Annotated in this window: 24 protein-coding genes; all 24 read right to left on the bottom strand. The window is 46.2% G+C overall.

All coding sequences use genetic code 11. The annotated features are described in order from the left end of the window. Nucleotides 1–255: 255 nt before the first annotated feature. A complete protein-coding gene (locus ACUTVW_RS06215) occupies nt 256–789 on the bottom strand; it encodes a hypothetical protein (protein ID WP_445644934.1) in 534 nt (177 codons plus the stop codon). A gap of 118 nt (nt 790–907) precedes the next feature. Further along, the gene (locus ACUTVW_RS06210; protein WP_445644933.1) at nt 908–1,915 is read right to left on the bottom strand and encodes an acrylyl-CoA reductase family protein; all 1,008 of its coding nucleotides are present in this window, start codon (nt 1,913–1,915) and stop codon (nt 908–910) included. 13 nt (nt 1,916–1,928) lie between these two features. Then, a complete protein-coding gene (locus ACUTVW_RS06205) occupies nt 1,929–2,582 on the bottom strand; it encodes a hypothetical protein (protein WP_445644932.1) in 654 nt (217 codons plus the stop codon). A gap of 489 nt (nt 2,583–3,071) precedes the next feature. Next, complete coding sequence (locus tag ACUTVW_RS06200; protein WP_445644931.1) at nt 3,072–4,526, bottom strand: nicotinate phosphoribosyltransferase; 1,455 nt, start codon at nt 4,524–4,526, stop codon at nt 3,072–3,074. Between the two features lie 91 nt (nt 4,527–4,617). Beyond that, nucleotides 4,618–5,175 (bottom strand): cysteine hydrolase family protein, encoded by a 558-nt coding sequence (locus ACUTVW_RS06195; protein ID WP_445644930.1) that lies wholly within the window; start codon nt 5,173–5,175, stop codon nt 4,618–4,620. An 81-nt stretch (nt 5,176–5,256) separates the two neighbouring features. After that, on the bottom strand, nt 5,257–6,066 hold the full coding sequence (locus ACUTVW_RS06190) for an NUDIX hydrolase (protein ID WP_445644929.1): 810 nt from the start codon (nt 6,064–6,066) through the stop codon (nt 5,257–5,259). Between the two features lie 84 nt (nt 6,067–6,150). Beyond that, nucleotides 6,151–6,555, bottom strand: coding sequence for a PaaI family thioesterase (locus ACUTVW_RS06185; protein WP_445644928.1), 405 nt, complete (start codon nt 6,553–6,555; stop codon nt 6,151–6,153). A gap of 255 nt (nt 6,556–6,810) precedes the next feature. Continuing rightward, a complete protein-coding gene (locus ACUTVW_RS06180) occupies nt 6,811–7,224 on the bottom strand; it encodes a RicAFT regulatory complex protein RicA family protein (protein ID WP_445644993.1) in 414 nt (137 codons plus the stop codon). A 353-nt stretch (nt 7,225–7,577) separates the two neighbouring features. Next, entirely contained in the window at nt 7,578–9,134 is a 1,557-nt protein-coding gene (gene miaB, locus ACUTVW_RS06175) for a tRNA (N6-isopentenyl adenosine(37)-C2)-methylthiotransferase MiaB (RefSeq protein WP_445644927.1), read from the bottom strand. 310 nt (nt 9,135–9,444) lie between these two features. After that, the gene (gene pduL / locus ACUTVW_RS06170; protein ID WP_445644926.1) at nt 9,445–10,017 is read right to left on the bottom strand and encodes a phosphate propanoyltransferase; all 573 of its coding nucleotides are present in this window, start codon (nt 10,015–10,017) and stop codon (nt 9,445–9,447) included. 220 nt (nt 10,018–10,237) lie between these two features. Next, nucleotides 10,238–11,239, bottom strand: coding sequence for a dipeptidase (locus ACUTVW_RS06165; RefSeq protein ID WP_445644925.1), 1,002 nt, complete (start codon nt 11,237–11,239; stop codon nt 10,238–10,240). A 120-nt stretch (nt 11,240–11,359) separates the two neighbouring features. Next, nucleotides 11,360–11,620 carry a stage V sporulation protein S gene (locus tag ACUTVW_RS06160; protein ID WP_007430104.1) on the bottom strand — a complete coding sequence of 87 codons (261 nt, stop codon included), beginning with the start codon at nt 11,618–11,620 and terminating at the stop codon, nt 11,360–11,362. 118 nt (nt 11,621–11,738) lie between these two features. After that, nucleotides 11,739–12,533, bottom strand: coding sequence for a TIGR00282 family metallophosphoesterase (locus ACUTVW_RS06155; RefSeq protein WP_445644924.1), 795 nt, complete (start codon nt 12,531–12,533; stop codon nt 11,739–11,741). Nucleotides 12,534–12,612: 79 nt separating this feature from the next. Then, a complete protein-coding gene (rny, locus tag ACUTVW_RS06150; protein ID WP_434751629.1) occupies nt 12,613–14,157 on the bottom strand; it encodes a ribonuclease Y in 1,545 nt (514 codons plus the stop codon). A gap of 311 nt (nt 14,158–14,468) precedes the next feature. Further along, the gene (locus ACUTVW_RS06145; RefSeq protein WP_445644923.1) at nt 14,469–15,233 is read right to left on the bottom strand and encodes a regulatory protein RecX; all 765 of its coding nucleotides are present in this window, start codon (nt 15,231–15,233) and stop codon (nt 14,469–14,471) included. A 249-nt stretch (nt 15,234–15,482) separates the two neighbouring features. After that, entirely contained in the window at nt 15,483–16,547 is a 1,065-nt protein-coding gene (gene recA, locus ACUTVW_RS06140; RefSeq protein ID WP_445644922.1) for a recombinase RecA, read from the bottom strand. 240 nt (nt 16,548–16,787) lie between these two features. Then, complete coding sequence (locus tag ACUTVW_RS06135) at nt 16,788–18,044, bottom strand: competence/damage-inducible protein A (protein WP_434751630.1); 1,257 nt, start codon at nt 18,042–18,044, stop codon at nt 16,788–16,790. A 109-nt stretch (nt 18,045–18,153) separates the two neighbouring features. Continuing rightward, the gene (pgsA, locus tag ACUTVW_RS06130; protein WP_445644921.1) at nt 18,154–18,741 is read right to left on the bottom strand and encodes a CDP-diacylglycerol--glycerol-3-phosphate 3-phosphatidyltransferase; all 588 of its coding nucleotides are present in this window, start codon (nt 18,739–18,741) and stop codon (nt 18,154–18,156) included. Nucleotides 18,742–19,058: 317 nt separating this feature from the next. Further along, a complete protein-coding gene (locus tag ACUTVW_RS06125) occupies nt 19,059–19,550 on the bottom strand; it encodes a YajQ family cyclic di-GMP-binding protein (RefSeq protein ID WP_445644920.1) in 492 nt (163 codons plus the stop codon). Between the two features lie 149 nt (nt 19,551–19,699). After that, nucleotides 19,700–19,864: a hypothetical protein gene (locus tag ACUTVW_RS06120; protein WP_434751633.1), complete on the bottom strand. Its 165-nt coding sequence runs from the start codon at nt 19,862–19,864 to the stop codon at nt 19,700–19,702. Nucleotides 19,865–19,937: 73 nt separating this feature from the next. Beyond that, nucleotides 19,938–21,029: a RodZ domain-containing protein gene (locus ACUTVW_RS06115; protein ID WP_445644919.1), complete on the bottom strand. Its 1,092-nt coding sequence runs from the start codon at nt 21,027–21,029 to the stop codon at nt 19,938–19,940. A gap of 66 nt (nt 21,030–21,095) precedes the next feature. Beyond that, a complete protein-coding gene (locus ACUTVW_RS06110) occupies nt 21,096–21,863 on the bottom strand; it encodes a DUF3388 domain-containing protein (protein WP_445644918.1) in 768 nt (255 codons plus the stop codon). Nucleotides 21,864–22,061: 198 nt separating this feature from the next. After that, nucleotides 22,062–22,325 carry a DUF3243 domain-containing protein gene (locus ACUTVW_RS06105; protein WP_090923814.1) on the bottom strand — a complete coding sequence of 88 codons (264 nt, stop codon included), beginning with the start codon at nt 22,323–22,325 and terminating at the stop codon, nt 22,062–22,064. Nucleotides 22,326–22,501: 176 nt separating this feature from the next. After that, complete coding sequence (gene ymfI, locus ACUTVW_RS06100; RefSeq protein ID WP_434753022.1) at nt 22,502–23,233, bottom strand: elongation factor P 5-aminopentanone reductase; 732 nt, start codon at nt 23,231–23,233, stop codon at nt 22,502–22,504.

Raw genomic sequence — 23,233 nt, 5'->3', positions numbered from 1 at the left:
ATACCCTATAAGATGGGCTTTTTTCAAAGTGTCCATCTTATAGGGTACATTTTAATGATCAGACGGGTTTATGTTTTACCTTTATTTTGCTCACATAAAGAGTTGAGATTGGACTTAACTTAGCTTAACTTAACTTAGCTCGACTTGACTTGAGTTGGCTTGGCTTGGCTTGGCTTGGCTTGGCTTGGCTTGGCTTGGCTTGGCTTGGCTTGGCTTGGCTTAAACCAGTTTAAATTCATGTCATGGAACAGGATGTCAATACTCTCTTATTTGATGAAGCACTTCCTGGAATACCTGCATCACATCCTGCTCATATTCATCCTTCTCTCCACCAGAAGCCGTATAGACCAATGATACATGTCCTTTACTGCGAATGGTCGTTCTGCCCATTACATTCTCCAGAACTGCATTCTCTCTACGCTCACCATACATTTCTTCCATTCGTGCGGCCCGGATGTTCGCATCACGATAGATGTGTACTTTGACGATATGCCTTGCGCTACCATTCAATAAGTACATATAAGACATGCCGCCATCCCCATCATCCTCGAACATATTATTCATCAGCTTCATGTGTTTAGCAGTAAAACCGTCTGTTAGTTTCTTCGCTAACGTACCGTTTAATCCATGACCCTGCTGCTTGGCTCTGAAATTGCCTTCCGTTGTTGCTTCGCGTGTGTAGACTTTTCTTTCCTGTTCAATCGATGAAGACGTACAAGCCGCCAAAGACACCATACTCAGCAATAAAACGCCACTTACCAGCAAAACTCGCATGACTTTTCGGTCCATAGGGTTCCATCTCTTCTCGTTCAACGACATGCCTATCCTTCCTTTCCACGAGCCACCGCATGGCGACTCTCTCAGGTAGAATTAGCATGTCTAAGAGATAAACATTTTATCCCAAATATTATTCAGACAGAATACGTACAACGGTGCGCCCGACTGCACCACCCTGCAATATATTCTCTAACGTGTGTGGCAGCTGCTCCAGTGTATTTTCCTGAATTCCCAGCGTAAGTGCACGCTCCGGTTTCCATTCACCGCCCAGCTTGTTCCAGATGCGTTCTCGACGTTCCATGGGACAATACACCGAATCAATACCAATCAGCTGGATACCACGCAAAATAAAAGGATATACCGACGATTCAAAACCGTTGCCCCCAGTTAACCCGGAAACTGCGACCGCTCCGCCATACTGTACCTGCTTCAACCGCTCGGCCAATGCTGGCCCTGCTGTAGGATCCACAATTCCTGCCCATTGCTGTTTACCCATGGCTCCCTTGATCGGAGCGTCTGCTTCTTCGCGAGAAATCACTTCGGCGGCTCCCAAGCTGCGGAGCAATGCCTCTTCTTGCTGCTTTTTCCCGGTACTTGCTGTCACTTCAAAGCCAAGTTTGGCAAGGATGGTGATCGCCATGCTGCCAACACCTCCAGTGGCACCCGTAACCAGAACTTTGCCCATGTCCGGGGCCACTCCAGCGTGTAATAATGCGTCCACCGAAAGCGCCGCCGTGAATCCGGCTGTACCAATCGCCATCGCTTCTTTTTCACTTAGTCCTTGCGGCAAAGGTACCAACCACTCACTTTGCAAACGAGCATACTCGCTGTATCCTCCGTAATGAGAAACACCGGGTTCAAATCCCGTACTGATCACCCGATCTCCGGGTGCGAAGCGACCGCTTACGGACTCCTCTACTATCCCGGCTAGATCAATACCAGGCACCATCGGATAATTCCGAACAACGCCACCGTTCTCTTTTGACGCCAGCCCATCTTTATAATTCACACTGGAATAGTGTACTCGTACCGTCACGTCACCATTCGGAAGGTCTTCCTTTTTCAATTCTTCTATACTGGCGGTTACTCCCGTTGAAGCATCCTTACGTATCACATAAGCTTGAAACTGTTCTTTCATCGGTATCATCTCCTTATTTTCGTTCCGTCAGCAGATATAATAATGGTCCCACCAGCGGCAGCAGTCCTGCCCAAGCCCAGTTTGTTGTTCGTCCATTCGTTCGGGCATCCCGGGAAAGGGCGTAAGTGGACAGTAACGTCAGCACACCAAAATCAATTGTCATGATATGTACAAACGAGGATTGATGGAATGCTTCTGCAAACTGTTCCGGATTTCCCTGCATCACTGCATAACAGGCTGTTCCTAGTGTTAAGATTAGCAAGACCAGATGAGTCAGCTTATGCGAAGCCAATCGTGAAATACCATTTCTTGGACGTGGACGTTCGGCAGACGGCAATGGATCATATGTTGCTTTTTTTCGAAAAGGGGAACTCCACGCAAAATAGGGCAATAAAGCAAACGCCCCCAGCGCAAACGAAAACAAGACGAACGGCCATGCAGGCACGCCCCGATCCTCACGTACTTTCACTGATCTCCGTAGTAAAATGCAGGCATATACTGCCGGGAATATACCCAGCCACGTAAAAACCGAAAGTAGCCATGGCTCCTTGCTTTGTAATGTAAGCAATTCTTTAAATATAGGATCATTCCCAGGGGAATTTCCCGGCGCCATAAATACCGCGTAAGCTATAAACGCAACCCATATCAATCCAAGCAGATATCTCATATACGCACCCCTCCTCTACCTTTCATCCCCTGCTCGCAGGAAATTGAAACAAGTCTTCTCCGGGGAAAGTTTAGGGCGTGTCTGAAAACGCTGAAGAAAGCAGATTTTGCTGAATTTTCGTTCCAAGCAAGGAAGTTTTCTGCAGACGTGCCGGGGCACGTCAAGGGAAACTGACGCAGAAGTGGGTGAAAAGGCGGTAAAAGATGCACTTCAGTAGGTTTCAAGACACGCCCTAGATCATCTTCTACCTCTGTCCGAGCGGATTAAGAACATGACGGGATTTGGCGATTCCTGCGCTTTCCCGAGAAATAATCTATCTATTGCTTGGCTTATCAAATAAGTGTACATCTTCCTCCAGCCAACTTCTATGAAGCTGCACACATCTTATAGCAAATATGAATCGAATGGTTTCGTTCTATCAAAAAAAGGCATAAGCCAGTATTCTCTACCGGTTATGCCTCCTCTATTCTCTAGACCAAGTTACACATGTTACTCTTCCGTTGTTTTTACATGCTCAGCAATAAGCTTCTGTTTCATATTCCATGCCGCCGGGCTGATGTTCACGCGGTAAATTTCCGGATTCAGCTTCCGCTGGTACTCGGGCCAGAACAGATTCAGCTGTTCTTTATGATACGCACGTATTTCATCCAGGGTAGGCAGATCATACACCTTACGTCCATTCACAAAAATCGGCTCCAACATATTCACTGCTTCGTAGCCAGTCACCGTCTTTTTCAGATAAGGATGAAGCGGGTTGAACAGCTTGAGCGGCCCTCCCTGAAGCGGCTGCTCCTCATCCGGATAGCAGATGTAATCCGCAATCGCCTTGCCATGCTTCGGATCAATGATCCGGAAGACTTCTTTTTTACCCGGTGTGGATACTTTCTCGGGATTAGCCGATATTTTAAGCGTTGGCAGCATTTCTCCGTTCACTTCACGCTCTACCAATTTGTATACGCCGCCCAGTGAAGGCTGATCCGATGCCGTGATTAACTGCGTACCGACACCCCATGTGTCGATCCTTGCGCCTTGAGCCTTCAAGTTAAAGATCGTATTTTCGTCGAGATCATTCGAAGCTACAATTTTCACATAATGCAATCCAGCTTCATCCAACATCTGACGGGCCTGAATGGAAAGATAGGCAAGGTCGCCGCTGTCGAGACGAATGGCATTCATTTTTTTGCCCTGACTCTCCAGCCACTTGGCTGTTTTGATCGCATGCGGAACACCACTATTCAGTGTGTCAAACGTATCCACGAGCAGCGTCACCTGATCTGGCAGCACTCTTGCGTAGGCATCAAACGCCTCCTGCTCACTCATGAAGCTCTGCACCCAAGAATGCGCGTGTGTACCTGCTGTAGGAATACCGAACTGTTCACCAGCCAACATATTAGATGTGGCATGAAAACCGGCAACATACGAAGCACGTGCCCCCCAGATTGCAGCATCTGCTTCTTGTGCACGGCGTGTTCCGAACTCAAGCAGTGTATCCTGCTGCGCCACCTGTTTAATACGGGAAGCCTTCGTTGCGATTAGCGTTTGATAATTCATAAAGTTAAGGATTGCCGTTTCCACCAGCTGTGTTTCGAGAATACAGCCTTCAACCCGAATTAGCGGTTCGTCAGGAAAAACAATTGCACCCTCCTTCATGGAATGAATTGTTCCCTGGAAAGAGAACTGAAGCAATTCCTCCAGAAAGACCGGATCATAGTTCTCTGGTTGTTTGGATAAAAACTTGATGTCTTCCATCGTGAAGCGCAGCTGGCTGATATAATTCACAATGCGCTCCAATCCAGCAAATACGGCATAACCGTTGCCAAACGGAAGCTTACGGAAGTAGGCTTCAAATACCGCCTTCCTTTTGTGTGTACCATTCACCCAGTGCGCATACATCATGTTGATCTGATATTTATCCGTATGTAAAGCCAGGCTTGTTGTCTGCATTTGTCTCATCCTCTCTGACTTCCGCTCGTTTCTCAGAACCATACCTGAACAACGGGCTTAAAGCTGATTCACCGCAATACTTCGTGACGAATCAGGCCAAAATCGTTTCACTTGCCTTAAGCACCTGAGCTCCCATGCTGGAACGAAAATGTCCAAGCGCCCAATCATGGCCTGCGGGGTTAAAGCTTGCTACCGCATCCTCATAGATCGTAATATGGAATCCTTTGTTATAGGCGTCCACAGCGGTATGCAATACACATATATCTGTGCATACTCCAATCAATGCAATATCCGTTATGCCTCGTTCACGTAGCTTCAGTTCCAGGTCTGTTCCGCAAAACGCACTGTATCTGGTTTTATCCATCCACCGAATCTCGCTCTTACGTTTTTCCATCACTTCAGCCAGGCGACCGTATAGCTGTCTTCCTTCAGTATCACGAATGTTATGAGGTGGAAAAAGTGCCGTTTCCGGATGGTAAGGATCATTTTCTTCATGCAGATCTACCGCCATGATCACTTGATCTTTGTTATTAAGATATGCCTCGGTAATCGCCGCTACCGTCTCTTGAATCTCCACAGCTGGCTGACCTACAGGCAAAGCCCCTGTAACAAAATCCCGTGTAAAATCGATAACAATCAATGCTTTCATCGTCCACACTCCTCGCTCACCAAATGGCTTACACCCAAACAACACTCATACATACCAGCTTTGGGTAAACTGAATTGACGTTTACGTATAGATTGACAGACGCGGCACCAGTTCCGTGAATCGATACAGCTGTGCCGGACGTTGTGAATACTGGTTAGAGCTAACCAGATTGCCTTCATCATCACGCACTTCCTCGACAATCCCTTTACGGCTGCGTGTAGATGTTATTTTACGAATAAAATTGGGCTCTTCGAAATCCGGAACAACACTCTGGATGACTTGGTATAATTCACTTAAGGTGAAATCACGCGGCAAAAACTGTCTGGCGATGGTTGTCTCCAGCATCTGTTGCTGAATTCGTCTGTACGCATCTTCAATGATCGTTCTGTGATCGAAGGCCAGTTCCAACTCTTGCAATGCTTCCTGGATCGTAAACAAGCCTACATCCTCAGCATCATCCGCTGCTTGCCGGTGTTCCAACATCCACTCCTCCACTAGCGCGAAGAAAGCGTGAGAGATAATCCATCCCCTCGGGTCACGTCCGGGTTGACTGTAAACGTTCAGATACTCCAGATGCCCACCGTCTACTCCGGTTTCCTCCATCAATTCGCGCTTCGCAGCGCCGTAAATGGACTCATTCTCTTGGCAAAATCCGCCAGGCAAAGCCCATCTTCCTGCAAATGGCCAACCTTTGCGTTTGATTAACATGACCTTTAACTCCCGAATCGGGAGGGTTTTCGTAACTGTCTTGCGTTCCCGCTTCGTCAGGGTGAACATAACGATATCTGCAGGAACCCCGTCTGGAGTACGATATTTCTTGGAACTATACTGTTGTGCTTCCAATTCTTCGTTCGCTGGTTCATTGTTGACGTGTTTGTTATTTTCGCTCATGGGCACCACCGACTATTTTCGTTTTGATAATCTCATTATGACATAATAATGTTTTTTGTCAACCTTCGATTCTGGTCTTCATCTTCATGCTCTTGATTTCGCCACGCGGAATGTGGCTGTAGCCATACATCCCAACGTTCCCGCTGCATCGCGAACCTCAGACTGGGTTGTGATACTACGTCCCGCCTGATGCAGCACAGTAGATGTAACCATTAATTCACCTTGCCTCATTGGCGCAAGAAAATGCACATTCAGGTTGGTTGTGACACAACCATCGACTTCCATCGCGGCTGTCGCCACCATACCCATCGCCTGATCCATCAAAGAAGTGAGTACCCCGCCATGAATAATACCCATCGAGTTGGTATGGTGCTCCCCCGCTGTCAGCGCAATTTGAACTTCTTGTTTGCTGCCCTGGATATAACGGCATCCAAGAAATCCCCAGAATCGGCCATCGCCGTCTTCCACCATTTTGTCCAAAATACTCATGTTTCATTTCTCCTTCTATGCCACATGTTGTTTAAGCCACTCTGGATGTCGTTTATCCTTATTGAAATATCTAATCTTCACTCATATTAATGTATGCTTGCACACTTATTTAACGTATCCAAATCAAATAACCCCACATCGTGGAGTAGGGCCTTTAAACGTTTCCCATGTGTGCAGGCGATTACTGCTCCATTCGTTGTGTCTCCATGATGATGTCAAAAAAGGCGCGGACTGCGTCCGCACCCTTTCGTTTATTTAACCGCAGTTGGTCGGAGGTGAATCCGTTCCAGCTTCAACATTGACTTTATCGGATACTGTATCCCGAATAACAGAGATGACCAGTTGAAGCAGATAATTGATGTCAATTTGACTCTGCTGGAACTCCGTCACTAGCGGAATGCTGTCCAGTTCATTTTGTAAATCATCAATTTCCTGTTCGATTTTGCTAACCATTGCGCTGTTATTAAAACTTTCAAAAGCAACGATTTCCTTCTGTTTCTTCTTAATCGTTGTGATCAATTGCTGAATGCGCTCATGATCTCGAATCTTGGCTTCTGCCTGTTGAAACAGTTTCACTTCTTCGCTCGTGCCGAGCATATCTGCCAATTCTTTGGCCTTTCCCATAATGTCGTCGCGTATGATCAGATTGCGCGTATCGTAGGTTGGCATTCCGTAATGGTTGTACTGCACTTCTTCCTGCGCCACTGTGATCGCTCCATTCGTATGAGATGATTTAAGATGAGATATTGAGATTGCACTAAGGTCAAAGGGGAGTGCTCTGGAGGCCGCTTCGGGTTCGGATCGTTCTTTCGATCGCTGTTATCTCCGGATTTTTTTGATTCCTTTCTCAAAGGGAAAGTTCCGGAGATAAAGGCGAGCGCTTCGCTTCTTCAGAATCGATTCCGTCCCCTCCGCTACGTCTCGCCGCACCCCTGACCTAAGTACAAAAGAATATTCATCTTAATTAAAAGATGTTGGTATTGAAACCTGAAATCTCATCTTGTTAGGTGTGTAATTAGATATTACTGATTCGCGGCCACGGGTTCGGTAAGCAAGTTCCCGCGAATATAAAACGTCATCGGATCGGTAATTTCCACTTGTACAAACGTACCGATCAGTTCCTTAGACCCTTCAAAATGCACCAGCTTGTTGCTACGTGTACGTCCAGCCAGAACGGTTGAGTTTCGCTTACTCTCACCCTCCACAAGCACTTCAACAATCTTGCCCCGTTGCTGCTCATTGCTGCGATGACTGTACTCGTTGACCGTTTCATTCAGGCGTTTCAGGCGTTCTTTTTTCACTTCCATCGGTACGTTATCTTCCATCACCGCTGCAGGCGTACCTTCACGCGGAGAGTAAATGTACGTATAAGCAAAATCATAACCGACTTCACGAACGAGTGAAAGTGTATCTTCGAACTGCTCATCCGTCTCGCCAGGGAATCCCACGATGAAATCGGTTGTCAAAACCACGTCTGGAATGGCCGCTTTGATCTTCGCCGCCAGATTCAGATAGTGTTCCCGCGTATACTTGCGACTCATACGTTTGAGCACTTCTGTGCTGCCCGATTGTACCGGCAGGTGAATGTGCTCCACCAGATTGCCGCCTTTGGCCAGCACCTCGATCAGATGATCATCGAAGTCGCGTGGATGGCTTGTTGTAAAACGTACACGTGGTATATCTACTTTTCGAATATCATCCATCAGGTCACCAAAGCTATACTTCAGATCTGTAAAGTCCTTGCCGTACGCATTCACATTCTGACCAAGTAATGTAATTTCCTTGAATCCCTGCCTAGCCAGATCCCTTACTTCCGCAATGACGTCCTCTGGACGACGACTGCGTTCCTTACCTCGGGTAAACGGTACGATGCAATATGTACAGAACTTGTCGCAGCCATACATAATGTTTACCCAGCCGCGCATGCCTTCCCGTTTCTTCGGCAGGTTCTCAATAATATCGCCTTCCTTGGACCATACCTCAACAACCATCTCTTTACTGAAGAGCGCTTCCTGAATCAGATGTGGCAGACGGTGTACATTGTGGGTACCAAAGATCATGTCGACAAAACCATGCTTCTGCATAATCCGGTTAACGACACCCTCTTCTTGAGACATACATCCGCATACACCAAGCAATAAACCCGGATTTTCCAGCTTCAGCGTTTTCAAATGACCCAGTTCGCCAAATACCTTGTCTTCCGCATTTTCACGGATCGCACACGTGTTAAGCAAAATAATATCTGCCGTTTTACGATCTTCTGTTGCTTCATAACCCATGCTCTCCAGCAGACCTTTAATGGTCTCGGAGTCATGCTCGTTCATCTGACATCCATAGGTATATACGATATAATGCTTGCCTTTCCCTATCGCTTTTAGTTCATCGGGAACAGCCGTCTCATATAGAACCTGAATATCTTCCTTGCCCCTTTGTTTCTCCTGACGATGATTCGGTTCCGCTTTAATATTAATCTCGCGGCCGCGAATTCTAATTTTTTTGCTGAATTCATCTTGCGAAATTACTTTGGCATCGGAGAAATCAAAATATTGGGAGTAATCCTTTTTTGAGTCTTTAGCCATTTCCTTCGGTCACTCCTTACAGCCTCTATTCATAAAAAAGCGTTCATTTCATCACTGAATACTTATATGTCATTCCTCATGCTTCAAAAGAGCATTACAGCAAATTATAACATGAATTGGGCTATAGTTCCACAAGCAAACGCATCCCTTCCGAATCGCTTCTGTCCCTCAAATCTGCCCTGAGTACAAAAAAACCTGAGCACCCTGACATTCAGTCCAAATGGACTGACTATGCCAGTGTACCCAGGTGTTTGATACTTTACATACAGCCTCCGTATAGCAAAAGCTACGCCGGAAGATCTGTTAGGATTTAATCGATGATTTCAGCGGTATCCCCATTGCGGGCACCTGCTGCATTGGCTTCATCTGTATCAATGTGCATGTCCAGTGCAAAAGAATCGGATACACGAGCCAGTACATTTTCCAATACCAGACCACGCTCTCCACCCAGACGGACTTTCAACATTTGTTTGTCTTCAATGCCCCAATTGGCTGCATCGGACGTGTGGAAGTGAATGTGACGAGCCGCAACAATGACACCTTTGTCAATCGTTACTTCACCAGCTGGACCTTTAATGGTAATGCCTGGTGTGCCTTCAATGCTTCCGGATTCACGAACAGGTGCTTTTACCCCGATGGCAAAAGAATCCGTCATAGAGATCTCCAGTTGTGTTTCAGGACGAACCGGTCCCAGGATACGTACTTTATCAAACTGTCCTTTGGAACCAATGACCGCTACAGTTTCGTTCGCAGCATATTGTCCGGGCTGGGACAGAGGTTTAAATTCAGTCAGTTCATAACCTTTGCCGAACAAAATGTCAACGTGCTCTTGGGATACATGAATGTGACGGGCTGATACGCCCACAGGTACTGTTTTACTCATCGTAAATTCACTCCTTGTTTATCTATGGCCTGTAGACAGGCTCTTAACAATCCAAGTGGTATTATACTCCTTTTTACCGTGAAATGAAAACAAACTATTGAAAATTCATGAAATACACTTATTTTAGTTCATTGTTAAGCATTTCACGGTACTTATCTTGAAAAAGGTGATCTTGGTTACATCTTTCTTCCAGCCTTGTTTTTTTACTTTTGGTCTACACTCATGTATTGTGTTTAATCGTTTCTCCCAGCTTCCCCTTTGGCAAGTGTTCCCCCAGATAACGTATCGCATTCCCCCATAACCAGCCTTGCACCAAAGCCTCATCGTAGTGTTTTAGCAAAATCTCTGTGAGGTTAGGGTAACATCCGGCATGTTCCAGACCTTGAACTTTCGTCGCTATCCCGTCAAAATCAGATCCCATCATCAGATGATGAGCTCCGCCAAGCGAACAAATTTGCTCAATATGTGGTAGCAGATCCTCTATTCGCACTTGATCCTCTTCTTTGACAAACCAGGGCACAAAGGTCAAACCAATACGACCATCCCTGGCAACAATCGCCTGAATCTGGTCATCACGCAGGTTGCGCACATGAGGACAAATGCTGTAGCTGTTGGAATGTGAAGCAATAAAAGGCCTCTCGCTCAGGTCGGCTAGTTCCCAGAACCCTTTTTCGGACAGATGGGATACATCCAGCAGCATGCCGATCTGATTGCAGAGAGACAAAAGTTCCTTGCCTTTCTCAGTCAAACCCGCCCCGCGCTTTTCCATAATGCCGTCCGCAGCCCAGTTTGCATGATTCCAAGTAAGACCTATAACGCGTACCCCCATCTGAAAACACAGTTCCAGATAAAACAGATTTGCTTCCAGCCCGTCCACGCCCTCGAGCGTGATGAGCCCCCATGGAGAGGTTTTCGTCTCCTTTTGTAACTGTGCTGCCTGTTCACGCCAGAGCAGTGTCTTGACCCCGCTGGAGCGCTCTACGCTATGCTCTACCTTTTTGCGGTAAAGTTCCAGCTGCCCCATCACATGTTCAAACTTTCCTCGGCCCAGCACTTCCGGAAGATAGACCGCGAACGCCTGTAGAGCAATTCCACCTTCATGCATACGTCTCAGATTGACGTCCAGTTCGAGAGCATCCTCAAAAGAAAGCTCGGGCTTCATCAAAAGTTTACTCAGTGCATCACAATGAAAATCAGCTACAGACCAGTCTCTTATCGACATCTCTGACCCTCCTGTTACAGTTAAATGACCCATCTATTCTACAAAAACCCTTCAAAAATAACGCAAAAAAACCTGTCTACTTCATTCGTAAACAGGCTCATGCATAACGTAATTCATGTATTATCTGGGCTCCACAATCAGCTTAATGGCCGTTCGGTCCTCACCGTCAATCACAATGTCTGTAAAAGCTGGAATACAAATCAGGTCAACTCCGCTTGGTGCTACAAATCCCCGGGCAATCGCTACCGCTTTAATGGCTTGGTTCAGTGCTCCCGCTCCAATTGCCTGCAGTTCAGCATTTCCACGTTCACGTAGAACTCCTGCAAGAGCGCCGGCTACAGAGTTAGGATTGGACTTTGCTGAAACTTTTAATACATCCATGGTAAGTACCTCCCTGGGAATGTTGAAAGTTTGTTTCCACTTTACTAGATGTTATTCGCGGGAGGCAAAAAAATTCCTTCTTTTTAGCAGGGATTCTCGTCAAAATGGGACCATCCCCCTATTCCATGCGCCACTCGTCTTCCATTAAACGAATTTTTTCAATGCGCGTCGCTGCTCCAGTTGCTTCGTCAATGTCCACGATCACGCCATGGAAATGCCATTTGCCCTCGTCTACGACAAAACGAACCGGAAGCTGGGTATAAAATTTGCGCAACACCGCTTCACGCTCCATCCCCAGGATACCGTCACGTGGGCCCACCATGCCCGCATCGGTCAAATAGGCAGTACCTCCAGGCAGAATACGTTCATCGTTGCTTTGCACATGCGTATGAGTACCTACAACGAATGATGCGCGCCCATCCAGATGCCAACCCATGGCAATCTTCTCGGACGTCGCTTCCGCATGCATATCCACCAAAATGCATTTATAGTCATTGCGAAGCTCATCCACAATTTCATCGGCTGCACGAAAAGGACAATCAATGGCAGGCAAAAATGTTCTGCCTTGCAGATTTACGATGGCAAGTTCCTTGCCTTCGCCTTTAACCACGGTATAACCACGCCCAGGTGTGCCTGGCGGAAAATTGGCCGGTCTGATCATACGTGGTTCATCATCTATAAAATCAAAAATATCCTTATTGTCCCATGTATGGTTGCCCAGCGTAATACCATGGACGCCCCAGTTAAAAAATTCATTAGCGATCGCACCTGTAATGCCGCGTCCTGCTGCAGCATTTTCACCATTTACAATAATGACATGTGGTTTATACTTCGATTTCAGGTATGGCAAATTTTCTTTGAGTGCTTTACGTCCCACGTTGCCTACAATATCACCTATAAATAAAACTTTCATTGATTGCTGCCTCCTCAATTCCTACATCGCTTATCAACAGGAAAAGTGGCCCAGTAAGCGGCCACTTTTCCTAAAGACTCTATTTTGCGTATTCAACCGCCCGGGTCTCCCGAATGACGGTGACTTTGATATGACCTGGATAATCGAGTTCATTCTCGATCATCTTCGTGATGTCACGCGCGAGGCGGAAGGCTTCAGCGTCATCGATCTTCTCAGGCTGTACCATGACACGAACTTCGCGTCCAGCCTGAATGGCGTATGATTTCTCAACGCCTTCGAAAGATTCCGAGATTTCTTCCAGCTTCTCCAGTCGCTTGATATACGTCTCCAGCGTTTCGCGGCGTGCACCTGGACGTGCTGCGGACAGCGCATCAGCTGCACCAACCAGCATAGCAATAACTGAAGTTGCTTCGCAGTCCCCGTGGTGGGAAGCGATACTGTTGATAACCACTGGGTGTTCCTTGTATTTCTTCGCCAGCTCCACGCCAATCTCGACGTGTGATCCTTCCACTTCGTGATCCAGCGCTTTACCGATGTCATGCAATAAACCTGCACGTCTAGCCAAAGTTACGTCTTCTCCAAGTTCTCCAGCCATCAGTCCTGCCAAATAAGCGACTTCCATCGAATGTTTCAGGACGTTCTGACCATAACTTGTACGGAACTTCAGGCGGCCCAGAATCTTGATGAGATCCGGGTGCAGACCATGCACGCCCACTTCAAAGGTAGCTTGTTCACCGTATTCACGGATGCGCTCATCTACTTCTTTACGGGATTTCTCCACCATCTCTTCGATACGAGCCGGGTGAATCCGTCCGTCTGCTACCAGTTTCTCCAGTGCAGTGCGGGCAATTTCACGGCGAATCGGGTCAAAGCCCGACAGAATAACAGCTTCTGGCGTATCATCGATAATGAGGTCAATCCCCGTAAGGGTTTCAAGCGCACGGATGTTACGTCCTTCACGACCGATAATCCGGCCTTTCATTTCTTCATTAGGCAGTGTTACAACGGATACCGTTGTCTCTGCTACATGGTCAGCCGCACAGCGCTGGATGGCGAGTGTAATGATCTCGCGGGACTTTTTGTCCGCTTCTTCCTTCGCTTGCTGTTCAATGTCCTTGATCATTTGAGCCGTCTCATGACGGACTTCCTGTTCTACGTTGGACAGTATGATACTGCGTGCGTCTTCCATGGTGAGATTGGAGATACGTTCAAGCTCCGTCACCTGGTTTTTGTAGATCATTTCGATCTGCTGCTGTGTTTCGTCAATCCGTTTCTCTTTGTTTGCCACTTGCTCTTCTTTACGTTCGAGTGATTCCAATTTTTTATCCAGCGACTCTTCTTTTTGCAACAATCGTCTCTCTTGTCGTTGAATTTCGTTCCGACGTTCACGAGTGTCTTTTTCAGCTTCGGCGCGAATGCGATGAATCTCATCTTTCGCTTCCAGCACCGTTTCTTTCTTCAGTGCCTCTGCCTCTTTCTTCGCGTTCTCCACGATTTGTACGGCAGCTTGTTCCGCACTAGAGATTTTAGCCTCTGCAAGAGATTTGCGAATAAAATATCCGACTCCGAACCCAATAACGAGCGCGGCCACAACGAGAACGATCGTGATAGCGATTTCTCCCATACTGTTCACCTCCTCGTTGGTTCCTCCAAGGCACTCCTTGGGTCAACTTTTCTGTTTTCATACCTTACATATGTTTGGGAATAACGAATACTCACGGCGATCCCCCGCCGATTTTCATTTCACATGTACATGAATACATGTACTATTCACCGTCTCCAGTGAACCCATAATTAAGAATGGTATAAATCTGTAGAAACCGAAACCGCTTTTTTGGAAGGAAAAAGGGTTGTCCTTTTCTTACAGACTCATGTCCATTTTAGTATTTGACGAAAGAAATTGTCAAGAGAATGCAGTATTGTTAGTCATCTTATCTAGTCCCATAACAACGCTTCGTCATCTTCAGCATCTTCCGCACCATCTTCTTCAATTAAACGATTTACAACACGACGCACCAAATCCATGCTAAAACCGCGTCGCATCAAGAAAGGGAACGTTTTACGTTTCTTTTCCTGCACGTCTCCTCGAACCTGTTTCCACTTTTTACGTCCAGCTATTAAGGCCGTGTCCAACTCTGCATCTGCACTCACATCATCCATTACCTCAGCAATGAGTTCATTTGCAATGCCTTTTTGACGCAGCTCTTGCCGTATCCACAGTTTTCCCTTCCGCTGCCCCTCCATACGCTGTCTAGTCCATTCCTTAGCAAACAGGTCATCATCGACAAGTTTCTCTTGCTCAAGCCGATCCAGAACTTCTTCGATGAGCGGTGTCGCGAACTCCTTTTGCTTTAGCTTTTGCCTTAATTCATGACGTGACCGCTGCTTAAATTCCAAAAAACGAAGTGACTGTACATACGTTCGCTGACGCTCATCCGCAACGACAATTTCCTCCAGATCTTTCTTCATAAAGGTATTGCCACGTGTCATTCTGTACTTGATCATCACATCTTCCAGAACCGTAATGGAATAGTTACCAAATGAAATGCGATAGCGCGCTTCACGGCTCTTTGTTCGCTCCACCAGGGTAATGATAAGTTCTTCATCGTCTGGAAATTGGGAGATACCGGCTAATTCTGCTTCTTCATGCAGTTCTTCGTCATTTGTATCATATTCATGCTGATTTTGGTGATGCTTCACTTCGATCTTCACACTCCCCATCACTTGCTTGTATGTTGATTCAAAATAGGCTTCCCTGCTATTTACCCTTACGATCCTGATCTAGCTCACCTCGTACATGGCATAGATGCTAACAGCCCCTGTCCGGAATGGACAGAGGCTGTTAGCATCGCGAGAAACCAATCCTATTTAGCTAGGTAAGCATTAGCACTCGTTCAATACAAGTTTCAGGACATGTTAGAAGACAGGAAACTGTCCCGTAAAGAAGAATTACTCATTAATTTCAAATAATTCCTGTTCCTCAGCCGCTTCTTTATCTTGCTCTTCACTCGTTGGTGCAGGAACAGCAGTTGTCAAATTGCTGGCCTCACGAATTCTCTGCTCAATCGTGTTCGCAATCTCTTTATGTTCTTTCATAAACTGTTTCGCGTTCTCACGACCTTGACCTAAACGCTCACCTTCATATGAATACCAAGCACCACTTTTGTTCACGATATCCAGATCCGTACCAATGTCAATGATACTTCCTTCTCTGGAAATACCTTCACCGTACATGATATCAACTTCCGCTTGTTTGAACGGCGGAGCTACTTTGTTTTTCACTACTTTAATACGGGTACGGTTACCCGTAATGTCATTGCCAGACTTAATACTCTCGATCCGACGTACATCGAGACGAACTGTAGAATAGAACTTCAACGCACGACCACCTGGTGTTGTTTCCGGGTTACCAAACATTACGCCGACCTTCTCACGAAGCTGATTGATAAAGATGGCAATTGTTTTGGATTTGCTGATTGCACCAGACAATTTACGCAACGCTTGAGACATCAGACGTGCCTGCAAACCTACGTGGGAATCCCCCATTTCCCCTTCAATCTCTGCTTTTGGTACCAATGCAGCTACAGAGTCAATAACAACGATGTCTACAGCCCCACTGCGTACAAGAGCTTCTGCAATTTCCAAACCTTGCTCACCTGTATCCGGTTGAGACAAAAGCAATTCATCAATGTTAACACCTAATTTGCTTGCATAGCTTGGGTCGAGTGCATGCTCTGCATCGATAAATGCAGCTTGTCCACCCACACGTTGCACTTCAGCAATTGCATGCAATGCTACAGTTGTTTTACCTGAAGATTCAGGTCCATATATTTCAACAATACGGCCTTTTGGCAAGCCGCCTGTTCCTAATGCAATATCCAAAGCCAAAGATCCGCTGGGAATTATTTCCACATTCATGTGAGTTGACTCACCCAATTTCATGATGGAACCTTTACCAAATTGCTTCTCTATTTGACGGAGCGCCATATCAAGCGCAGCACGACGGTCTGACAATAAACTCACACCCTTTACTGTTTATAATATAATGATACCTTGTTTTTACTCGTTTGCCAAGCTTTTTTTCGAACATACATTCGTTTTTTTTGTTAAGGCCGAGGCGCCTCTTCCTCATGGAAATCGACAAAAAAATAGAAAAAGAACCGTAAACCAGGCTGTTAAGCCAAATTTTACGGTTCTTCCGTCTTCAACTATTATAATGGGTCAATGAAGCAAATGCAATCTGTAGCCCGCTAATCAATCAATGGCAACTAATTTTTGCCATAATCGATACAGAATCGCTTTGGCCGAGCGAATGCGAACCGTCTCCCGGTTACCATTAATCCGAAGTTCATGAATTTCAGTTTCCTTACCACGCTCAGCCAAAGCAATAAAAACAAGGCCTGGTGGTTTACGCTCTGAATAACCTGGTCCGGCTACTCCGGTTATTGCCAATCCAAAATCAGCATCCCCAATCATACGGATCTGCTCTGCAAGCACTTTTGCCACCTCTGGACTAACTGCACCTGGTGCATCTTCGCCCTCCAGATAGCTATGAGGCACATTAAGCAGTTTTTCTTTGATCTCATTGGAGTAACATACAATGCCGCCCTTTAACATCGATGCACTTCCAGGCACCGAAGTGAGGCTCTGCATCACAAGACCTCCTGTACAGCTTTCAGCGGCACTCAGAGTCAATCCCATATCAGACATCATTGTAACTATCGTGTACTCTATAGGCACATCCTCGTTAGCGTAGAGATGTTCAGACAGACGTTCGCGGATCTGTACCTCCATCGCATCCAGTTTCAGCTTTGCGTCCCCTTCGCTTCGAGCCTTGGTTGACACACGCACGGTTACTTCTCCCTCGCTCGCGTAGGGAGCAATGGTTGGATCTGTCTGGCCGTCAATGAGGTCCAGCAACCGATCTTCCAGCGCAGATTCTCCAATGCCTGCGAACTTCAGCATCCGCGAATAAATCGGCATTTCTTCAGTAAGCGCATGCTGGAGCAACCAAGGCTTTACTTCCTGCTCAAACATTGGAATCAGTTCCTTAGGCGGGCCAGGCATAACAACATAATATTTTTCGTTATCCGCAATCGCGTTGCCTGCAGCAAGTCCGGTTTCATTGGCCAGAGGGGTTCCACCCTCAAGAACAATCGCTTGGCGCCGATTGTTTTCGGTCATTTCCACATTCCGATCTCGGAAAAACCCTTCAATTTTATCCATGGCCATACGGTCGATATGAAGCTCTCGGTTCAATACAGCAGCAAGCGCATCTTTGGTCAGATCATCCTGGGTCGGGCCGATGCCCCCCGAAAATAAAATAATGTCTGCACGTCCCTGCGCGATACGTATGGCTTCACTAAGCCGATTCAGATTATCCCCAACTACGGTCTGAAAATATACGTCGATCCCCATTGCTGCAAGTTCCCTGGAAAGGTATCTGGCATTCGTATTTACGATCTGCCCCAGTAGCAACTCTGTCCCAACTGCGATAATCTCTGCCTTCATTTCAGCTTCCTCCTGTGCACATGTTGAGTAGTCAAAGGGCAATAGGATAAGTTCCTATTGCCCTTTGACCCGATGAGTCTTTCATCATTACCCGTTTCAGCATAAAACATTACGCTTCTGATAAATGAAGCAAGTTTTTGTTTTTGATAAAGTAGTCAATTCCAGACCAGATCGTGATAAGGGCTGCAATCCATACCGCAATTTCATCGACATGAATGCCCGTATATGAGAACGGGAAATTGTTCAGCAGCATCAAAACAATCGCTATGATCTGCACTACTGTCTTCAGTTTGCCCCACGCACTTGCAGCGACAACCGAACCATCCAGCAAGGCAATCTGACGGAGACCGGTCACGGCGAATTCACGGCTAATAATAACGACTGCAATCCATGAATCCAGCTTGCCCATTTGAACCAGTGAAATCAGAACAGCGGTAACCAGCAGTTTGTCTGCCAGAGGATCCAGCAGTTTGCCCAAATTGGTGACCATATTGTTTTTTCTTGCAAGATAGCCGTCTATTCCATCCGTGCTTGCAGCAACAATAAAAATAAAAGCAGCAATTAACTGATTATACGGAAGCGTAAAGCTCCCAAGATGCAACGGCTCTGGATAAAACGGAAAATCCACAAGCAGAAACACCATCAAAAAAGGGATTAAGCAAATTCGTGCAAGCGTAATCCGGTTGGGTAAATTCACAAGACGCCCTCCCTTTATATCCTCCATTACTTCAAACATTCATCTTAATCCCGTATTCATCATCTGAAGCAAGGAATGAACGTTCGAAACGTCGACTTGTATTCACATGAAACCCTATGTAGAAACGCAAAAAATAAAGTCTACCGCTCAAACGCAAAACCGCTTTTAAACGCTCCGGTGACTTCCAGAAGTGTATTGATTTTCACAAAGTCAGCAAACGATGAAGACTGGACTTGATGCATGACTGCCTGCAATGCACATTCAGTATAATATACGCACCAATACAGTGTCAAAAAGACATTGTTACACAACGATTCTTATTTGAAGTTGGTATATTGCAGATCCAGCGGCAAGTTAGCTCCATTAAGCATCTGCATAACGGCTTGCAGATCATTTTTGCTTTTCCCTGTCACCCGAAGCTGGTCTCCCTGAATCTGACTCTTCACCTTCATTTTTGAATCACGGATGAGAATATTTATTTTTTTGGCAACATCCTGATCAATGCCCTGTTTAAAATTCAAGCGCTGACGAACCGTACCCGAAGAAGCAGGCTCCACCTTCGCGTAGTCAATGTTTTTCAGCGGCAGACCGCGCTTCGCCATCTTGGATTGGAGGACTTCGATAACCGCCTTTAATTTAGTTTCATCATCAGACACAATCGTTAAAGCATCCTTATCAAGTTTCAAGCTGCTTTTGCTGCCTTTGAAATCATAACGAGCGCCAATTTCCTTCTCCGTTTGTGTAACGGCATTTGTCAGTTCCTGCAAGTCCATTTTGGACACAATATCAAATGAATTTTCTGAACTCAAAGCGAGTCACCCTTTCAGCTAATCATATATTCTGTAACATTATAGAGTAAACTTCAAGCAAAAGTCTAATTTTAGCTATGATTAATCATAGAAAAAAGCATTTTTGGCGCACCATTCGGTCACCAAAAATGCTTGCTGATTAGCTGCCTCTAATACCGGCTACGGTCAGGCTGTCTGAACATGTCGAGCACACCCAAAACGATGTGCGCAAGTCCAAAGCCCAATATTCCGTAACCCCAGGCATTTGGCGTCAGGTAATACCCCAGTAGGCTGACAATAATCCCTAAACCAGTTACGATCCAGCTGACTGTCATGCCCGTCCACCTCACTTCACCATAAGTTAACTGCAATTGAAGACAAAATTATTGTCTCCTGCAGTTAGCCAGGTTATTCGTTGCTAGAGCTTCCACCTTCAGTGGAATCACTGGTAGTTGTCCCCGTTGTGCCTTCAGTTCCCGATGAAGCTGCACTGTCGGTATCCAATTTTAGACGAATCCGGTTGGTCGCCTTGCCGTCCGTTACAACTTGACCCCCAACATCGATTGTCGTTGCTGCCGCGTAACCAGACTTAATGTACATGCCTGTACTATCCAAAGTAAATGTAAAAGAGTCACCGTCGGCTGTATTGCCATACTTCAGTTTCTCACCACTGGAATTCTCGCCTTTATATACTTCAAGCCAGCTATTCCCAGTCGCCTTGATCGTCACGGTTACAGGCTGACCAGCGCTTCCGCTAACTTTGAAGTTTGTAATATTGCCCGATTTTCCATCTTCTGAAACAGTGACTGAGCCAGGTGTGCTTGGTGTATTCCCCTCTTGATTCTCACCTGTTTGACCATCCGTCTGTCCATCAGTTTGACCATTATTTTGGCCGTCAGTCTGACCACTATTTTGTCCATCAGTCTGTCCGTTCGCTTCGTTACCGCCACCGTTTCCGCCGGCTTCACCTTTACCGTTGTTCTCCGAGCCCGAATCGTTTGTAGGCGGAGTCACCGCTTGGCCGTTATCGGACGATGGATCAGGTTTGTCGTCAGCCGGTTTCTGACTATCTGTAATTTTTGTATCATCCAACCCTTGCGGATTGGAATCGTCACCCTTGTTGTATGCCATATACACATACAAAAGGACAAAAATCAGAATAGGGAATGTCCACATCAGTGCAATGGACATCCATCGATTGCTCCGCTCTGCGGGCCGGTTGGAGCGTTTCTGAATTACAGGCTCCATCGTCGCTTCCGCAGCCTCTGCAGGTACGTCTTTTTTATGGCCTTCCAGCAGCTCATCGGGATTCAGTCCCACTGTTTCCGCATAGGTTTTTATAAATGCACGCACATAGAAACTACCAGGCAGTACTTTATAGTCCCCTGCTTCTATGGCCTCCAGATACCTTTTGCGAATTTTGGTCATTTCCTGTACATCGTCAAGACTCATCCCTTTTTGCAGCCGGGCCTCTCTTAACTGCTGACCCAGTTCAGACATGCCATCATCTCCTTATGTTTATCTCTTCAGTTGTTGCTGATCTATTCCATGATTCCGTACGGAGCTTTACAGTTCGTCGGTATAGCTTGCCGTAAACGTATCATAAATAATTTCTTCGTTAGGATTATTACGCAATTCAATAATAATATCAAAATGATTATAATCAAATTCGGATTCCTGTACAAAAATATCCGGGTGTTCAATGACTTTGGTGCTAGGCATTGACATAATATCCTGGAGTAAGTTGTAATGCCTTTCACTGGAGCGAATCGTACTGACAATGCCATCAATGATAAATACATTATTCGGATTTAACTCGTCCTCAGACATCTGGCTCCGAATCGTTTGACGAAGAAGTGTAGAGGATACAAAAGTCCAGCGTTTCATGGCACATACACTGCCCGCGATGATTGACTCCGTTTTGCCAACCCGGGGCATTCCACGCAAGCCGATCACCTGATTGCCTTCTCTTTTAAATACTTCACCCAAAAAGTCCACGAGTAACCCAAGTTCGTCGCGAGTAAAACGAAATGTTTTACGATCATCTGAATCCCTGTCGATATATCTGCCGTGACGTACGGCCAGAATATCCACCAATTTAGGTTGACGCAGTGCGGATACGGTAATGCTGTTTACTTTACCAAGCATCTCTCCAAGCAGACGAATTTTCTCGTCATCGTCTGATTCGAGCAGCATCCCCCGTGTTTTACCTTCCACACCGTTGATTGTTAATATATTGACTTCAAGCATACCCAGCATCGAGGCGATATCCCCGAGAAGACCAGGTCTGTTCTTATGTATTTTATATTCCATATACCATTGTTTAGTTTCCATATACACACCCCGTAATGCATTATTCCACATTATTCGACAACATCAGAACGCGTCCACTGGACGTAATTCCAGGTCATCTTCTAAAAATGGGTCACGTTAATGATATATAAAATGAAAATGAATTACAAGAACAGCTCTGTAATCCGTTTGTAATCATTAGAGAAAAGCCCCCTTGCGGGAGCTCTTCATCTCTTGCCTTTATGCGTTTTGTTTGGCCAATTTGACCATCAGGCACGCAATCGTACGACGCTCATCCGCATCGCCGACATCCCATAGTTCCTTCAATGCACGGTTGGAATGATTCGCCGGATCAACCTTCTCATCAAGAAAGTCACCGATTTCGTACGCCAGTTTATTGATGGTTTCTTCACTCATCCCCATCCTCTCAGCTTGCAGTACGCGATCACCCAGGAACTTCTTCCATGTGTCGAAGTTAGAAACCACTGTTTTGTCTGTTGACATGATAAATCCTCCTTGGCTGACGCATGAGATTTAAAATCAACAGTTGTAATATGTGCTTCCGGGACATTTTATATACGAGCTTTCGAAATAAATAAAACCTGATGGTCCAAGAATGAACAACGGTGTTCACCTACTGCACTTATAAATCACAACGGCTTGAAAGTGGCAACGCGGCACTATGTCAGCCAGCCTCCATTGGGGCTAATAATCTGTCCATTGATGTAACCCGACTCGGGTAGCGCGAGAAAATAAACCAATGACGAAATCTCGTCCGGCTGCGCCAGACGTCCTGCGGGAATTTCCTCTTCCAGCATCTTCAGTTCACTCTGATCCAAGTGGTCTAACATCGTTGTCTGAACCGCACCAGGGGCAACGGCATTCACCGTAACGCCGGAGGGAGCAAGCTCTTTCGCAAGTGCCTTCGTGAATGCATTCACCCCTCCCTTCGTTGTGGAATAGAGCACCTCACAAGAGGCGCCAGACAACCCCCAGATAGATGACACATTAATAATACGACCGTATCGCTGAGAGATCATGTGTGGCATCATCTCCTGTGTACACAGAAAAGTACCTTTCAGATTAATCGCCATCACTTCATCCCAGATTTCCTCTGTCACATCGGCAAGCAATCCATAATGAGATATTCCCGCATTGTTTACAAGAATATCCGGCAGCAGCTCATGGGACGCCAGCTTCTCCCGCATACGCTGAATCTGTTCCCTACTGCGGAGATCGGCCGAAACCGTCATAATGCGTCCGCTCCCCTGCTCCATACAACGTCTTGCCGCTTCATTGGCCGCTTCATGTGATTTCATATAGTGCAGCACAACATTCATACCTACACTGGCAAAACGCTCTGCAATTGCGGCTCCTATGCCCCCGCTTGCTCCAGTGACCAGAACGGTCAT

The sequence above is a fragment of the Paenibacillus sp. TSA_86.1 genome (genome assembly GCF_052691815.1).
The sequence above is the reverse complement of the archived record's forward strand: the minus strand, read 5'-3'. Positions and strand labels throughout refer to the sequence as shown.